The 15,886-nt window shown below is 62.0% G+C and carries 12 protein-coding genes; 5 read left to right on the top strand and 7 right to left on the bottom strand.

The features are described from left to right. Position 1: 1 nt before the first annotated feature. Positions 2-1,114, top strand: a complete 1,113-nt coding sequence (locus tag BC363_RS33020) for an ABC transporter permease (protein ID WP_065784382.1) — start codon at positions 2-4, stop codon at positions 1,112-1,114. 3 nt (positions 1,115-1,117) lie between these two features. On the opposite strand, the gene BC363_RS33015 is transcribed toward BC363_RS33020, so the two are convergent. Together BC363_RS33015 and BC363_RS33010 are read right to left on the bottom strand one after the other, a co-directional pair. Then, the gene (locus BC363_RS33015) at positions 1,118-1,720 is read right to left on the bottom strand and encodes an alpha/beta hydrolase (RefSeq protein WP_065784381.1); all 603 of its coding nucleotides are present in this window, start codon (positions 1,718-1,720) and stop codon (positions 1,118-1,120) included. Between the two features lie 66 nt (positions 1,721-1,786). Beyond that, on the bottom strand, positions 1,787-2,719 hold the full coding sequence (locus tag BC363_RS33010) for a VOC family protein (protein ID WP_065784380.1): 933 nt from the start codon (positions 2,717-2,719) through the stop codon (positions 1,787-1,789). A gap of 247 nt (positions 2,720-2,966) precedes the next feature. Between BC363_RS33010 and BC363_RS33005 the strand changes: the two genes are divergently transcribed. Further along, the gene (locus BC363_RS33005) at positions 2,967-4,793 is read left to right on the top strand and encodes a sensor histidine kinase (RefSeq protein ID WP_065784379.1); all 1,827 of its coding nucleotides are present in this window, start codon (positions 2,967-2,969) and stop codon (positions 4,791-4,793) included. Beyond that, a complete protein-coding gene (locus tag BC363_RS33000) occupies positions 4,790-6,157 on the top strand; it encodes a sigma-54 dependent transcriptional regulator (RefSeq protein ID WP_065784378.1) in 1,368 nt (455 codons plus the stop codon). Before BC363_RS33005 ends, BC363_RS33000 begins: the two co-directional genes overlap by 4 nt. A gap of 264 nt (positions 6,158-6,421) precedes the next feature. Here BC363_RS33000 and BC363_RS32995 read toward each other — a convergent pair whose 3' ends face one another. The 4 genes from BC363_RS32995 to BC363_RS32980 are packed head-to-tail and all read right to left on the bottom strand — an operon-like array spanning position 6,422 to position 11,724. Continuing rightward, positions 6,422-8,023: an ABC transporter ATP-binding protein gene (locus tag BC363_RS32995; protein WP_065784377.1), complete on the bottom strand. Its 1,602-nt coding sequence runs from the start codon at positions 8,021-8,023 to the stop codon at positions 6,422-6,424. 1 nt (position 8,024) lies between these two features. Continuing rightward, a complete protein-coding gene (locus BC363_RS32990) occupies positions 8,025-9,155 on the bottom strand; it encodes an ABC transporter permease subunit (protein WP_065784376.1) in 1,131 nt (376 codons plus the stop codon). Then, complete coding sequence (gene oppB / locus BC363_RS32985; RefSeq protein WP_065784375.1) at positions 9,148-10,071, bottom strand: oligopeptide ABC transporter permease OppB; 924 nt, start codon at positions 10,069-10,071, stop codon at positions 9,148-9,150. The genes BC363_RS32990 and oppB overlap by 8 nt, the downstream gene beginning before the upstream one ends. A gap of 54 nt (positions 10,072-10,125) precedes the next feature. Beyond that, a complete protein-coding gene (locus BC363_RS32980; RefSeq protein ID WP_065784374.1) occupies positions 10,126-11,724 on the bottom strand; it encodes a peptide ABC transporter substrate-binding protein in 1,599 nt (532 codons plus the stop codon). A 751-nt stretch (positions 11,725-12,475) separates the two neighbouring features. On the opposite strand from BC363_RS32980, the gene fba reads away from it, so the two are divergent. Then, positions 12,476-13,519 carry a class II fructose-bisphosphate aldolase gene (fba, locus tag BC363_RS32975; protein ID WP_065784373.1) on the top strand — a complete coding sequence of 348 codons (1,044 nt, stop codon included), beginning with the start codon at positions 12,476-12,478 and terminating at the stop codon, positions 13,517-13,519. 21 nt (positions 13,520-13,540) lie between these two features. Here the strand turns inward: fba and BC363_RS32970 are convergent, their stop codons facing one another. After that, the gene (locus BC363_RS32970; RefSeq protein WP_065784372.1) at positions 13,541-14,353 is read right to left on the bottom strand and encodes a MerR family transcriptional regulator; all 813 of its coding nucleotides are present in this window, start codon (positions 14,351-14,353) and stop codon (positions 13,541-13,543) included. Between the two features lie 229 nt (positions 14,354-14,582). Between BC363_RS32970 and BC363_RS32965 the strand changes: the two genes are divergently transcribed. Continuing rightward, the gene (locus BC363_RS32965) at positions 14,583-15,851 is read left to right on the top strand and encodes a 4-aminobutyrate--2-oxoglutarate transaminase (protein WP_065784371.1); all 1,269 of its coding nucleotides are present in this window, start codon (positions 14,583-14,585) and stop codon (positions 15,849-15,851) included. Positions 15,852-15,886 lie beyond the last annotated feature (35 nt).

The following is a 15,886-nucleotide window of genomic DNA, read 5'->3' as shown; positions in this document are numbered from 1 at the left end:
CATGTGGTGGGTCCGGCTCAAAGCATTGATCGTCAAGGAACTGCTGGCGGTGCTGCGCGACCCCAAGGGCCGCGCAATCCTGATCGGGCCTCCGATCCTGCAGCTTCTGGTCTTTTCCTATGCTGCGACGCTCGAGGTGACGAATGTCGACATCATGGTTCTCAATCGCGACAGCGGCCACTGGGGCCACGAACTCGTCGAGCGGATCGATGGTTCTCCGACGTTTCGAAGCATCGCATTCACCGACGATCAAAACGAGGTGCGCGACGCCATCGACAGGCAACGCGCCATAGCCGCCGTAGAGATTGGCCCGACCTTCTCGCGCGACGTCGAGGCCGGCCGGCCGGCCGAAGTCCAGATCATTCTCGACGGACGTCGGTCGAATGCATCGCAGATCGTTTCCGGCTACCTCGGACGTATCGTCGGCGCCCTCGCCGCCGATACGCCGGCCGGCAAACGCTCAGCGTCCGAGGCAATCGCAGTCGTTCCACGCAACTGGTTCAACCCCAACCTCACCTATCAATGGTTCATGGTGCCCAATCTCGTCGCCAGCATCGCGCTGTTGATCGGGCTCATCGTCACTGCACTGTCGATCGCGCGCGAACGGGAGCTCGGCACCTTCGACCAGTTGATGGTGTCGCCGCTACGCACGCATGAGATCCTGATCGGCAAGCTGATACCGCCGATGATGATCGGGTTGTTCCACATCACGGTCTATATTCTCGCCGCCGTCTTCATTTTCGGCGTGCCGCTGCGTGGTTCCCTGTTCCTGCTCTACGGCAGCGCGGTGTTCTATCTTGCCGCCGTCGTCGGGCTTGGTCTGTTCATTTCCGCGCTGTCGATGACGCAGCAGCAGGCAATCCTCGGCGCCTTCCTGTTCATGGTGCCGGCGATGCTGCTCTCGGGCTTCGCCACGCCGATCGAGAACATGCCGACCTGGCTGCAGCCGGTGACGTTGGTCAATCCGCTGCGCTACTTCCTGGTGATCGTGAAGGGGGTCTTCCTGAAGGATATCCCGCTGGCCGAGGTCGTGCACCAGACGATTCCGCTTTGCATCATCGCCCTTGTCACGCTCTCGGCCGCCTCATGGCTGTTCCGCCGCCGACTGGAGTGAGCGTTATCCCTTGATGAAACGCTCTATCGCGGAAATTTCATTCTGGCGGATGTCATGCCCACCGGCATGCCATTCGATATCGGTGACTGTGCCCTGCGCTCTGAAATAGTCCGCCAGGGCCTGTGTCTGAGGCGCTGGGCAAATCGGGTCGCGCTCGCCGGCCGTGATCAGGACATTGCGGCCCGCGAGCGCCGCATTGTCCGTTGGCCGGAACGGGATCAGCGGATGCATCAGGATCGCCTTGTCGAAAAGGCCGTTCTCGATAAGCACGTTGGCAAGAATGTTCGCCCCGTTCGAGTAACCGAGGCCGATGATCTGCGAAGCATCGTGTTCCTTGGCCAGGGTCTGGACGAAACCAGCCATCTTTTTCGTGGCTCGGTCGAGGTCCGCCATGTCGTAGACCCCCTCGCCGGTCCGCTTGAAGAACCGGGCCGCCCCATGCTCCGACACGTCGCCGCGCGGCGATACAATCGTCGCTTCGGGCATCAGTTGCGCGCCGAAGGTGAGGAACTGGTTTTCGTCGCCGCCCGTGCCGTGGAAGACGAAGACGATCGGATTGCCGGGCTGGCCGGCCTTCAGTTTGTGCACATAGCCATGATCGGCCATAGAAATCTCCTTGTTGCTTGCCGGATGTAGCATCGGCGGCAATACTGGCCCCGGCCGCCGTACGCTTCAGGCTTCCAACTTCTGCAGGTGGTTTTCGAGAACCGGGCGCAGGTGCTTGTGCTGCTGCGGCAGCTTCAACGCCTCGCCGAGATGAGCCAGATCCTCATCGCGGTTGAAGCCCGGCTCGTCGGTGGCGATCTCGAACAAGACACCGCCCGGCGTGCGGAAATAGATGGCCCAGAAATAATCACGGTCGATCACCGGCGTGACCTGATAGCCTGTATCCATCAGAGCCTTGCGGACTTCGAGCTGCTTTTCGCGATTGTCGACGGCAAAAGCGATATGATGCACTGAGCCCGCCCCCTGGGCTGCGCGGTTGAGGTTCGGCATGGTCTCAAGGTCGATCAAGCCCGCGCCATTCCCATTGGGCATGATCAGGCGGGTGACGCCGTCCTTGCGATCCAGCTCCTCGTAGCCCATGAACTGCAGCAACTCCGCTGTCGCCCCTTCGTCGCGCAGCCGCATTGCCGCCGAATGGAAGCCGCGGATCGCATGGTCCTGCGAAACGCCGCCTTCCGTCCAGGGCGCCCGCGGATCGTCGCCGACTTCGACAAGTGCAAAGCCGTCGCCGTCCGGGCCAGCGAAGTTCAATCGTTTTTCACCGAAGGTCTGTTCGTCCTTGAGCCCGGTGACGCCGAGGCTCGAAAGCCGCTCGCGCCAGAAGCCGAGCGATCCCTCGGGAACGGAGAAAACCGTCGTGCCGACTTCCCCGGTGCCGGCACGTCCGCGCGGCATCTGCGGGAAGGGAAAATAGGTCATGACCGTGCCGGGAGTGCCGGCTTCGTCGCCATAGTACAGATGATAGACATCAGGGGAATCGAAGTTCACCGTCTTCTTGACGCGGCGCATGCCCAACGTCTTGGTGAAGAACTGATTGTTGGTGAAGGCGTCGTCCGCCATTGACGTCACATGATGCAGGCCCTTGATCTGATTGAGCATTGCCGGGATCCTTTCCGCCCGCCAAGATCGGGCTTTGTCATGACGCATAGATGCGCTCATCCGGGCCGTTGCGAAAGACAGCCGCGACCAAACGCATTGTCAACGAATGATTGACGATCGAATAAAATCGTTGAACGAACAGTGAGCAAAGGCGCCCTGTCTTGTGGGCGGAGCGACCGCTGCTTAAGATCGGTGGGGCCAAATGCTGGCTGTCGGGAACGTGCGGGAGGAGGAGCCCAGACATTCCGTGAAATACCGCCTCGTCGTTGCTGTCATCCTGATACCGCTGGCGGTTGCCGCGCTCACCTGGCAGGGCAATGCCGTGGCCACGCGCAGCTATCTCGATGAGGCATCGGCGCAGGCAAATACGGCACTCAGGCTCGCTGTCGCGGCTCTGGACGGCCACCTCAACCGCTACCAGGCCCTGCCCGCCTTGATCGCCGATCACGACGACATTCAGGAGCTTGCCACCCGCCCGCGTGACCGCCGATTGAGAGAAGCCGTGAACGCTTACCTCAAGGATATCAATGCGCTTCTCAACTCGTCCGATATCTATGTGATCACGCCCGACGGCGACACGATTGCCGCCAGCAACTATGACGGTCCGACGAGCTTCGTCGGGCAGAATTTCAGCTATCGGCCCTACTTCCAGGAGGCCCTGCAGGGGCGGCAGTCGCGGTTCTATGCCCTTGGCACGACGTCGCTGAAACGCGGCTACTATTTCGGCTCGCCAATCCGCGTCGGCGAAGACATCCGCGGCGTCATCGTCTTCAAGGTCGACATCGAGAGCATCGAGGCATCCTGGCAGGGAGGTGAGTACAAGATCTTCGTTTCCGACCCGGAGGGTATCATCTTCATGTCCGGCACGCCGGAATGGCTCTATGCGTCTGTCCTGCCGCTGACGCCGGAGCGGCTTACACGCACGGAGACATCAAGGCGCTACGCCAATGCGACATTGCGAGAGCTGCCTATGACGCCCGGCCGCCTCACCGATCACGACCTGGTCACGGTCGCTACTGGCGATACCAGCCGGGAGTATCTGCTTCTGTCGCATTACATGGCCGATGCCGACTGGACGGTGAACGTTCTGACCGACACGGCATCCGTTCGGACCCAGGCGCTGACCACCGTCATCGCCGCCTTGCTGCTCATATGCCTCACCGGCCTCGCAGCCGCCATTCTCTGGCAGCGCCGCGCCCGGCTTAACGAGCGCATCTCAATGCAGGCGGAAGCGCAGGCCGAACTCGAGCGACGCGTCGACGAACGCACCGCCGACCTTGCTCGCGTCAACGTGCAGATCGAAGAGGAAGTCGCCGAGCGGCGCCAGACCGAACAACAGCTGCGCCGGACCCAGGCCGACCTCATCCAGGCGGGCAAGCTCGCCGGCCTCGGGCAGATGTCGGCGGCGCTGTCGCACGAGTTCAACCAGCCGCTGGCGGCGGCAAAGACCTATGCCGACAGTGCAACCCTGCTGATCGAGCGCGGACGCGCCGAAGAAGCGAGCGACAACATCCGGCGCATTTCCGGTCTGGTCGACCGGATGGCGGCAATCAGCCGGCACCTGCGCAATTTTGCGCGCAAGCCGAACGAGAAGCTGAGGCCGGTGCTGATCGAGGATGTCGTACGCGACACGATGGAGATCGTTGCTGTCAGGCTCAAGGCGGCGGCGGCCGAAATCGACATCGATCTCGGTGACGTGCCGCTGGTGGTTCGCGCCGGTTCAGTCCGTCTGCAGCAGGTTCTGGTCAATGTAATCTCCAACGCTGCCGACGCCGTCGAGGGCCTGGACGATCGCCGCATTCGCCTTCGCGCCTGGAGCGAAGGCGACAAGGTCGTGCTTGCGATCAGCGACCGTGGTCCCGGCGTGCCTGCCGCGATCGCCGAGCGCATCTTCGACCCGTTCTTTTCAACCAAAGGCGTCGGCAAGGGACTGGGCCTTGGTCTGTCGATTTCCTATAACATCGTCAAGGACTTCGGCGGCAGCCTGATTGCCACGAACCTTGCTGAGGGCGGCGCAGAGTTCCGTATCGAACTTCCCGTCGCCGATGACCTGGGTAAGGAGGCCGCTGAATGATCGAAAGCCGTGTCCTGCTCGTCGATGACGAAGAAGAGCTGCGCCATTCGAGTGCGCAGGCGCTGGAGCTCGCCGGCTTCCGCGTCGATACATTCGCCAGTGCCGAGCACGCCCTGGAGTTCATCGGCTTCAGCTTCCCCGGCGTGGTCATCAGCGACATCCGCATGCCGGGCATGGACGGCATGACCTTCCTGCAGCGTATTCGCGAGATCGACGTCGAGGTGCCGGTCATCCTTGTCACCGGCCACGGCGATGTGCAGCTGGCCGTCCGCGCCATGCGCGAAGGCGCCTATGATTTCGTCGAGAAGCCCTTCACCGCGCAGATGCTCGCCGGCACCATACGCCGCGCGCTCGACTGGCGCGCGCTGGTGCTCGAAAACCGTCGCCTGAAGGCGGTTGCCGGCAAGCGTGACGACATCGAACAGCGCTTGTCCGGTCGCAGTCAGGTGATGGTCGATCTTCGCTACCGGGTGCGCGCGATCGGCGCCTCCGACGCCGACACGCTGATCATCGGCGATACCGGCGTTGGCAAGGAGGTCGTGGCTCGCACACTGCACGATCTGAGTGGCCGGGCGAACAACCCCTTCATCGCCATCAACTGCGCCGCCCTGCCCGAAAACCTGATCGAGAGCGAGCTTTTCGGACATGAGCCCGGGGCATTCCCCGGCGCGATCCGCCCACGCTACGGCAAGTTCGAACATGGGCGTGGCGGCACGATCCTGCTCGACGAGATCGGCTCGATGCCGATCGATCTGCAGGCCAAATTTCTGCGCGTGCTGCAGGAACGCGTGATCACACGGCTCGGCTCCAATGAAGTTGTACCGCTGGATGTTCGCTTTATCGCCACCAACAAGGTGGATCTCGAGCAGGAAGTGGCCGCTGGCCGTTTCCGGCCCGATCTTCTCTACCGCCTCAATGTCGCAACGCTGCGCGTGCCGCCGCTTGGGCAACGCCGCGCCGACATTCCACTGCTGTTCCTGCAGCTCGTGCGCGAATCCGCTGCGCGCTACGGCCGCGACGACGTCGAAGTGTCGCAGATCTTGCTGGCGGAGATGGCGGAACGCAACTGGCCGGGCAATGTGCGCGAACTGCGCAACGCTGCGGAAAGGCTGGTGCTCGGGCTCGACGCCTCTTCGAACGATGCGACCTCGGCCGTGCCGAATGGCGGTCGCCTGGCCGACAAGGTCGCAGCCTTTGAGAAAGGGCTGATTGCCAGCGCCATAGCCACCCACGGCGGCGCGCTGAAGCCGGTCTACGAATCCCTCGGCATCTCGCGCAAGACGCTCTATGAGAAGATGCAGAAATTCGGGCTCGACAAGAAGCTCGTTGCCACAGATCTGACAGGCGAAGGCGACGGGCGATAGCACCGTCGAGGAAGCGGCAACGCGAGCCTACTGCATAATTCCTTAAATCGGAATCGATTTAAGGAATTATGCAGTAAGTTTAGGGTGTTACAGCGTCCTTAGCGCGTCATATCTGACGCGCGGCGCTGTAGAGGCGCGTTGTTTCAGGGTCACGCGCGCATGGCGGGCCGAAATGCTAGGCCGGAGACGATCGAGCACCCGGTCCCAAACGAAAACAGGGGCGCGGATGCCGCGCCCCTGCGATGCAATCATGCGGATCATGCCCTACACGTTGAAGGCGGCTCCGATCAACGTCTTGGTGTAAGGTTCCTTCGGGGCCTCGAAGATCCCGTCGGTATGGCCTTCTTCGACGATCTTGCCGTTCTTCATGACGATCACGTAGTCCGACATCGCCTTCACCACCGACAAATCGTGGCTGATGAAGATGTATGACAGGCCATGCGAGCGCTGCAGATCGCGCAGCAGCTCGATCACCTGGCCTTGCACCGAGCGGTCCAACGCCGATGTCGGCTCGTCTAGAATGACGACCTTCGGCTTCAGGATCACCGCCCGCGCAATCGCGATGCGCTGCCGCTGGCCACCCGAAAACTCGTGCGGATAACGGTTGCGCGACGCCGGGTCGAGGCCGACTTCCTTCAGGGCTTCGATGGCGCGGCGGTCGCGGTCAGCGCGGCTGAGCTCAGGCTCGTGCACCTGGAGACCTTCGGTGATGATTTCGCCGACGGTCCGGCGTGGAGAAAGCGAGCCGTAAGGATCCTGAAACACCAGCTGCAGCGCACGCCGCAGCGGACGCATCTGGCCGCGGTCGAAGCCGGAGATGTCGGTGGTCCCGAAGCGGTAGTAGCCGCTGCTCGGCAGAAGCCGCAGCAATGCACGCCCGAGCGTCGATTTTCCGGAGCCGGATTCACCGACCACGCCGATCGTCTGGCCTTCGCGAAGCCGCAGGTTGACCTTGTCGACCGCGCGGAAGACCGCGTTGCCTCGGGTGAAGAAGCCGCCGCCAATCGAGTAATCGACAGAAACGTCCCGGCCTTCAAGGATGATCGGCGCGTTGTCGGCCGGAGGTGCTTTGCGACCGCTCGGTTCCGCCGCCAGCAGCATCTTCGTGTAGTCGGCCTGCGGCCGCTCGAAGATGTCGGCGGTCGTTCCCTGCTCCACCACTTCGCCACGGCGCATCACCGCAACACGTTCGGCAAAATGCTTGACGATGCCGAGGTCGTGCGTGATCAGCACGATCGCCATGCCGAAGCGCTGCTGAAGCGACCTCAGCAGATCCAGGATCTGAGCCTGGATGGTCACGTCGAGCGCCGTCGTCGGCTCATCGGCAATCAAGAGATCCGGTTCGTTGGCAAGCGCCATCGCGATCATCACACGCTGGCGCTGACCGCCCGAAAGCTCGTGCGGATAGCTGTCGATGCGCCGACCCGGGTCCGGGATGCCCACCAGCTCCAGCAGTTCCAGCACGCGCTTGCGCGCCTGTTTGAACGTGCCGCCGCGGTGGTGCACGATCGGTTCGGCGATCTGCCGGCCGATGGTGTAGAGCGGGTCGAGTGAAGTCATCGGCTCCTGGAAGATCATGGTGATCTTGGAACCGCGCACGCCGTTGAGCGCCTTGGGCGAAAGCCCCACCAGTTCCTGACCGCGGTAGCGGGCAGAACCGGTAACGGTGCCGTTCTTGGCGAGCAATCCCATGATGCCCATCATGGTCTGGCTCTTGCCCGAACCGGATTCGCCCACGACCGCGAGTGTCTCGCCGGTGCGCACATCGAGATCGATGCCCTTGACCGCTTCGACTGTGCCGTCCGGCGTCGAGAAGTTCACCTTGAGGCCGCGAACGGCCAGAATGGTTTCGTTGGTGTCTGCCATATCAGCGGTCCTTCGGGTCGAGCGCGTCGCGCAGGCCGTCACCGACGAAGTTCAGCGAGAACAGCGTCAGAACAAAGAAGATGGCCGGGAAGATCAGCAGCCAGGGTGCCGACTGGATGTTGTTGGCGCCTTCCGAGATCAACGCGCCCCAGCTCGTCAGCGGCGCCTGGACGCCGAGGCCGAGGAAGGAGAGGAAGCTCTCGAGCAGGATCACCTTCGGCACGACCACGGTGACGAAAACGATGACCGGACCGATGGTGTTCGGAATGATGTGCCGGCGGATGATCTGCCAGTCCGTCAGACCGAGCGCCTGGGCTGCGCCGACGAATTCCCGTCGTTTCAGCGCCAGCGTCTGACCGCGCACGATACGGGCCATATCCAGCCATTCGACTGCACCGATGACCAGGAAGATCAGGATGAACGAGCGTCCGAAGAAGACCACGAGCACGACGACGAGGAAGACGAAGGGCAGAGAATACATGATCTCCACCAGTCGCATCATGACGTTGTCGACACGGCCGCCGATGTAGCCCGACGTCGCGCCGTAGACGACGCCGATGCCGAGCGACACCAGACTTGCCAGCAGACCGACGGCAATCGAGATCTGGCCGCCGAGCATGACGCGCACCAGCAGATCACGGCCGTTCGAATCGGTGCCGAACGGGAAATACTCGCGGTTCACCTGGCCGGTCACCTTGAGCGTACGACCTTCGTCCTCGGTCGCCACGACCTGGGTGTCGCGGAACTCGTTGGCGCGATCGAAGTAGCGCGTCGCGCGGGCATCGATCGGCTGCTCCGAGGCGATCGTTGCGGTGAAGGTCTCACCGTCGATGTTGAACTCCTTGAGCGTGACGCGTGCGCGTGTCGCGATCCCTTCCATCACCCCTTGCAGAGTGGACGTATCCGGACGCGGCTCGAGGCTCGGGCCGATCGAAACGTAGGACGGGAACACCTGATCGTAGGTGTGCGGCGAAAACAGCGGGCCCAAGAACGAGAATATCGCGATCAGGGCCAGCATGACGCAGCCGGCCATGGCGGCGCGGTTGCGCTTGAAGCGCATGGCCGCCAGCTGGAAGAGGCTGCGCCCCTTGGTTTCCGGCGTTGCCGCCGGCGTCTGGACGATATCAGTCATGGCGAACCCTCGGATCGAGCAGGCCGTAGAGAATGTCGACCAAAAGATTGAAAACGATAACGAAGATGGCGACGAGAATAACAGTGCCCATCACCAGCGTATAGTCGCGGTTGATCGCCCCAAGGACGAAGTAGCGGCCGACGCCCGGGATGGTGAAGATCGTCTCGACGACAGCCGAACCGGTGAGCAATGCCGCCGCGCAAGGCGCGAGGTAGGAGACGACCGGAAGCATCGCACCGCGCATGGCGTGCGTGACCACGACGGTCCTTGCCGGCAAGCCATAGGCCTTGGCGGTTCGGATATGGTCGGTATGCAGCGCCTCGATCATCGAGCCGCGGGTAAGGCGTGCGAAGACCGCGAGCTGCGGTAGTGCGAGCGCGATCATCGGCAGGATCAGAAAGCGCATCGAACCGTCGCCCCAACCGCCGGCGGGCAGCCAGGACAGGATGATGGCGAAGACCAGCGTCAGCACCGGGCCGACGACGAAATTCGGGACGGTGACGCCAAGCGTCGAGACTGACATGATCGTGAAGTCGAGGATGCTGTTTTGCCGGAGTGCGGCGATCGTGCCGGCGATGACGCCGCCGATCACTGCAAACAGCAGCGCGTACAGGCCGAGCTCCATCGAATAGGGCAAGCCCTTGCCGATCAACTGCGCGACGTTGTTGTCCTTGTAGATGTAGCTCGGGCCAAAGTCGCCGGTCACTGCATTGCTGAGATAGTGAACGTATTGGCGCCACAGGGGCTGGTCGAGCTGATACGTCTTCATCAGGTTCGCCATCGTTTGTGGCGGAAGAGGACGCTCGAGGTTGAAGGGGCCGCCAGGGGCAAACCGCATCAGGAAAAAGGAAATGGTGACGACGATAAACAAGGTCGGCACCGCACTCGCCAATCGGCGAAGGATGAAGGAAATCATGGACGTGCTCCGGAGGCGACGCGCGGCCTTTTCACCGCGCGTCGTCCCTGTTCGTTATTCGGCGACGCTCAGGAACCGGCTCAGGTGCTGGTTCGGCGAGTTGTCCTGCCAGCCCTTGACGCGGTCGGAGACCAGCCACAGGTCGGCCTGGGTCAGAAGCGGAGCGATCGGCTGTTCCTTCATCAGCAGGGCTTCGGCTTCATGCAGCAGCTTGGAGCGGGCTGCCGGATCCTGTTCCTCGTAGGACTTCTTCATCAGGCCGTCGAAGTCAGCGTTTTCGAAGTGGCCGTAGTTGAAGGTCTTGTTGGAGCTGAGGCTGAGAGCAAGGAAGTTCTCGGCATCGGCGTAGTCGGCAACCCAACCGGCGCGCGCAACGTTGAACTTGCCGCCTTCCTGCAGGTAGGCGTAGTGCGAGGACACGTCGAGGTTCACCAGCGACACCTTGGCGCCGAAGGTGTTCTTCCACATGTCGGCAACGGCCGTGGCAACGCGCTCGTGGTTCGGGTTGGTGTTGTAGCGCAGCTCGATTTCGAGCGGCTTGCCACCTTCGCCGTAACCGGCTTCCTTCATCAGGGCCAGCGCCTTGTCTTCGCGATCGAGCTGCGACACGGTGCCGAACTCGGCCTTGGACGGCTCACCGTAGCTCTCGATGCCCGGAGGCACCATCGAGTAGGCCGGCAGCTGCGAACCGGCGTAGATTTCCTTGGCGAGGAAGTCACGGTCGACGGCCATCGACAGGGCCTGGCGAACGCGAACGTCGCTATAGGGCTCCTGGCGGGTATCGAAGGCGTAGTAGTAGGTCGCGAGCGTCGGCGAAACATGGACTTGATCGCCATGGGACTTGCGCAGACGATCGAGCTGATCGGCCGAGAAGTTGTAGGCGAGGTCCATTTCCTTGGCTTCGAAGCGGCGAACCGAGGCGGCCTGGTCGTCGATCGGGTAGAAGATCACCTTGTCGAGCTTGACGTTGGCGGCATCCCAGTAGTTGGCGTTCTTGACGACGGTCAGGCTGTCGTTCGGGACGTGCGCGGCGAGCGTGAACGCGCCGTTCGAAACCATGACGCCCGGCTTGACGAAGTCCGTGCCGTTCTTCTCGACGCTTGCCTTGCTGACCGGAAGCGCGGTCTGGTGTGCCAGCAGTTCCAGGAAGAACGGGGTCGGGCGCTCAAGCGTGATTTCGAGCGTCTTTTCGTCGACGGCCTTCATGCCAAGCTGGTCGGTCGGCACTTCGCCCTTGTTGACCTTTTCGGCGTTCTTAATCGGGAAGAGAATGTTGGCGTAGCCGGCCGCGACCTTCGGGTCTTCGACACGGCGGAACGAGAAGACGAAGTCTTCGGCCGTCACCGGCGAACCGTCGGACCACTTCGCGTCAGCGCGCAGCTTGAAGGTATAGACCGTACCGTCGTCCGAAAGCTCCCACGTTTCGGCAGCCCCCGGGACAATCTTGCCCGAGGCGTCATAGATCGTCAGGCCTTCGTAGAGATCCTTGAGGATGAACTCTTCGATGTTGATCGACGTATGGGCCTGGTCCAGCGTCTGCGGCTCACCGGCGTTGCCACGATGCAGGACAGCTTCGGCAAGAGCCGGGCTTGCTCCGATGAGCAGCGAACCGATCAGCGCGGCGGCGCTAAGGTTGAGTTTCAGTGAGGCCATTTCGTTTCTCTCCTTCCCCTTTTTTGGGTTTGTGATCGCAGGAGAGAAGTGCAAATCTTTCTCAAACGCAAGGCGGATTCTGCAGCGCGCTGCATCTTTATCTATAGACCCGCAATTTTATGAAATCAAAGGTTGTATTTCGTTTGCGATCGTTTTCGTCGTTTTTGCGACGCGGATGTGACAACCGGGCCGCAATCCACGCGTTTCTACTGTAACGTTTTAGGTGCAAGCTCGGCTCTGCCGGCTTGCCGGCAAGAATCGGCCGCCGTGCAAACTTCGTGAATTCAGGGCGCAGTTTACGTAATGTGCGGAAAGAAAAGGAGGCTTTGCCGCAATCTTCTTGCAGAACGTTCACCGCGCGATGACACTGTGTTTCCCTATAGGCCGTTTTGACCCCGGTGCAAGCCGCCATCAGTGCGCGCAAAAGTGGCATTTGACCAACTCGGCCCGCCAATCGGTGACGCACCACTAGAAAGCGAAACGGTTAAATCCACCCTGTTGCATCCAGTCCACAGTAAAATCGATTGAAGCGGGTTCGGCATCCCTCGCACCCGGCCTCCGGCCCGTTGCCAAACCACTTTGATGAACTATTGTGCGCCAGACTTCGGTGGGCGCGACCATTTCGCGCGTTGTCGCGTCGCACAGCAATTCCGGCCATCGACAGGCGTCGATGAAACCATGTGCGGCGTCCTGGCCGGACCATTTTTCGTGGCGCACCAAGCTGTGCCGAAACACTAAAGGGAGATATCGAATGGCATTGATCACATTGCGGCAACTGCTCGACCATGCGGCGGAGAACGACTACGCGCTGCCGGCGTTCAATGTGAACAATCTGGAATATATTCAGGCCGTTATGCGCGCTGCCGATGCCACCGATTCTCCGGTGATCCTTCAAGCAAGCCGCGGCGCCCGTTCCTATGCCGGTGACGCCTTCCTGCGCCACTTGATCCTGGGCGCCGCCGAAGAATACCCGCATATCCCTGTCTGTCTGCACCTTGACCACGGCGACCAGCCGTCGACCTGCATCTCGGCGATTACCAACGGCTTCACCTCCGTCATGATGGACGGTTCGCTGGAGAAAGACGGCAAGACCGTCGCCAGCTATGAATATAATGTCGCGGTAACGGCGGAGGTCGTGAAGATCGCCCATGCGGCCGGTGTTTCGGTCGAAGGCGAACTCGGCTGCCTCGGCAACCTGGAAACCGGCGCCGGCGACAAGGAAGACGGCCACGGCTTCGAAGGCAAGCTGTCGCGCGAGGAACTGCTGACCGATCCGGAACAGGCTTTCGATTTCGTCACCAGGACCGGTGTCGATGCGCTTGCCGTCGCCATCGGCACCAGCCATGGCGCCTACAAGTTCACCCGCGAGCCGGACGGCGAGATCCTGTCGATCGAAACGATCGCCAAGATCAACAAGCGCCTGCCGAACACCCACCTCGTCATGCATGGGTCGTCCTCTGTTCCGAAGGAACTGCAGGACCTGTTCAACACCTATGGCGGCAAGATGAAGCCGACCTGGGGTGTACCGGTCTCGGAAATCCAGAAGGCGATCCCGCTCGGTGTCCGCAAGGTCAACATCGACACCGACCTGCGCCTGGCCATGACCGGCACGATCCGCAAGAACTTCGCCGAAAACCCGGAGAATTTCGACCCGCGCACCTACCTGAAGCCGGCAACGGCTCTCATGACCGAGGTTTGCAGGGAGCGTTTCGAAGCCTTCCGCACCGCAGGCAAGGCATCGAAGATCCGCACCCTGCGCCTGCCCGAGATGGCCAAGCGCTACGCCGCCGGCTGACTGGCTTGAAACGCGCCGCCGTCAGAATGTCGGCGGCGTGTTGATCCATAGCAAAACCGTTTCGCCGTCATGCCGGTTGGTCCAGGCATGGCGGCGTTTGCTTTCGAAATAGAGCGAATCGCCGACGCTCAGGTCGTAGAACTGATCGCTGTCGAGAATGAACTCGACGCGTCCTGACAGAACGTAGACGAATTCTTCCCCCTCATGCCGATAGGCACCCTCGCTCGAAGCGCCTGGCTCCAGAACGAAGCGGTGGCAATCCATCTGGTTGCGACCATCGGCCAGGAGCTGCACGGTGACGCCGGGTGTCGTCTTCGGCCAGCTCCGCCACTCTCCCGCACGGACGACGGCCCGGGCATCGGCCTCTTCCTCACCGGAAAGGCTCGAAACCGTCGACCCGAAATATTCGGCGATATTGTGCAGGACAGCGACCGAAACCCCCTGCGAGGTTCTTTCGAGCGTCGAGAGAACGGAAGCGGCAATCCCGACTTCGCCTGCGACCTGCTCCAGCGTCCTGCCGGCGGCATGCCGCAGACTGCGCAACTTGCGGCCGACCTGATTGTCGATACCGCTCTCGCCGGCAGCAGGCGCGTCGTCATCCCCGGCCCCTTCGGCCTCGAGCGCCTCTCTGATGGCAGCGGGATTGAGACCGCGCTCGACGCGGAACCAGGAGATGCGTTTCAGCCGGGCAAGGTCAACTTCGGTGTATTGCCGGTGACCGGTCGGCGAGCGCTCCGGCACCACCAGCCCTTGGGTCTCCCACAAACGGAGCGTCGAGGCGGATACGCCCGCCAATCGTGCAGCCTCGGCAACCTTGTAGCGCACGCCGCCCATTCCCTGTTTCCCTGTTTCGACCGCGGGTGCCCGCGCGAATCTGCGCCGCGCTTGCGCGTTGGCGAACTTACCCGCCGGGCACGACCTTTTACAAGAATGCGTCATCAGCGCCGGCGTTCTCTCGATCACCAAATTTGATTTGCATTCCATTTTGAAAGATGTACCACTTCCCAAATAATCTTGCAGAAAAAATGCAACATATTACCTCCGCCAGAACAGGACACGCGCCATGACTAGCCTCACCGATCGTAAGAACGCCGCCATTTCCCGCGGCGTGGGCATGACCACGCAGATCTACGCCGACCGTGCGGAGAACGCCGAGATCTGGGACAAGGAAGGCAACCGCTACATCGACTTCGCCTCCGGCATCGCCGTCGTTAACACCGGCCACCGCCACCCGAAGGTGATCGCCGCCGTGAAGGCGCAGCTCGATCGCTTCACCCACACCTGCCATCAGGTCGTGCCTTACGAAACCTATGTGCATCTCGCCGAGCGCCTGAATGCGCTTGCGCCCGGTGACTTTGCCAAGAAGACGATCTTCGTGACGACCGGCGCGGAAGCCGTTGAAAATGCGGTGAAGATCGCCCGCGCCGCCACCGGCCGCCAGGCCGTGATCGCGTTTGGCGGCGGCTTCCATGGCCGGACCTTCATGGGCATGGCGCTCACCGGCAAGGTGGTGCCGTACAAGGTCGGATTCGGCGCCATGCCGGGCGACGTCTTCCACGCCCCCTTCCCGATAGAGCTGCACGGCGTCACCGTCGAGCAGTCGCTGGCGGCGCTGAAGAAACTCTTTGCCGCCGATGTCGATCCGGGCCGCGTGGCCGCGATCATCATCGAGCCGGTGCAGGGCGAAGGCGGTTTCTACCCGGCTCCGCCGACCTTCATGAAGGCATTGCGCGAAATCTGCGACCAGCACGGCATCCTCCTGATTGCCGACGAAGTCCAGACCGGTTTTGCCCGAACCGGCAAGATGTTCGCTATGGACCATCATGAGGTTGCGCCCGATCTGATGACGCTGGCAAAGAGTCTCGCCGGCGGTTTCCCGCTCGCAGCCGTCACCGGCCGCGCCGAGATCATGGACGCGCCGGCGCCGGGCGGCCTCGGCGGTACCTATGGCGGCAACCCGCTCGGAATTGCTGCGGCTCACGCCGTGCTTGACGTCATCGCCGAGGAGAAGCTTTGCGAACGCGCCGAGCAACTCGGCGGTCGCCTGAAACAGCGCCTTGCGGCGATCCGCGAGCAGGCGCCCGAGATCGTCGACATCCGCGGCCCCGGCTTCATGAACGCCGTGGAGTTCAACGATGTAAAGACCAATCTGCCGGGCGCCGATTTCGCCAACAAGGTCCGCCTGATCGCGCTCGACAAGGGCCTGATCCTTCTGACCTGCGGCGTGCATGGCAACGTCATCCGTTTCCTGGCACCGATCACGATCCAGGATAACGTCTTTGCCGAGGCGCTCGACATCCTCGAAGCTTCGATCCTCGAAGCGCGTGGTTGACGCTTCGCCGGGCGACCGCTAACGCGGTTGTCCGG

It is taken from the genome of Ensifer sp. LC384 (assembly GCF_001695865.1).
Taxonomy (GTDB): Bacteria; Pseudomonadota; Alphaproteobacteria; order Rhizobiales; family Rhizobiaceae; genus Ensifer.
The sequence above is the reverse complement of the archived record's forward strand: the minus strand, read 5'-3'. Positions and strand labels throughout refer to the sequence as shown.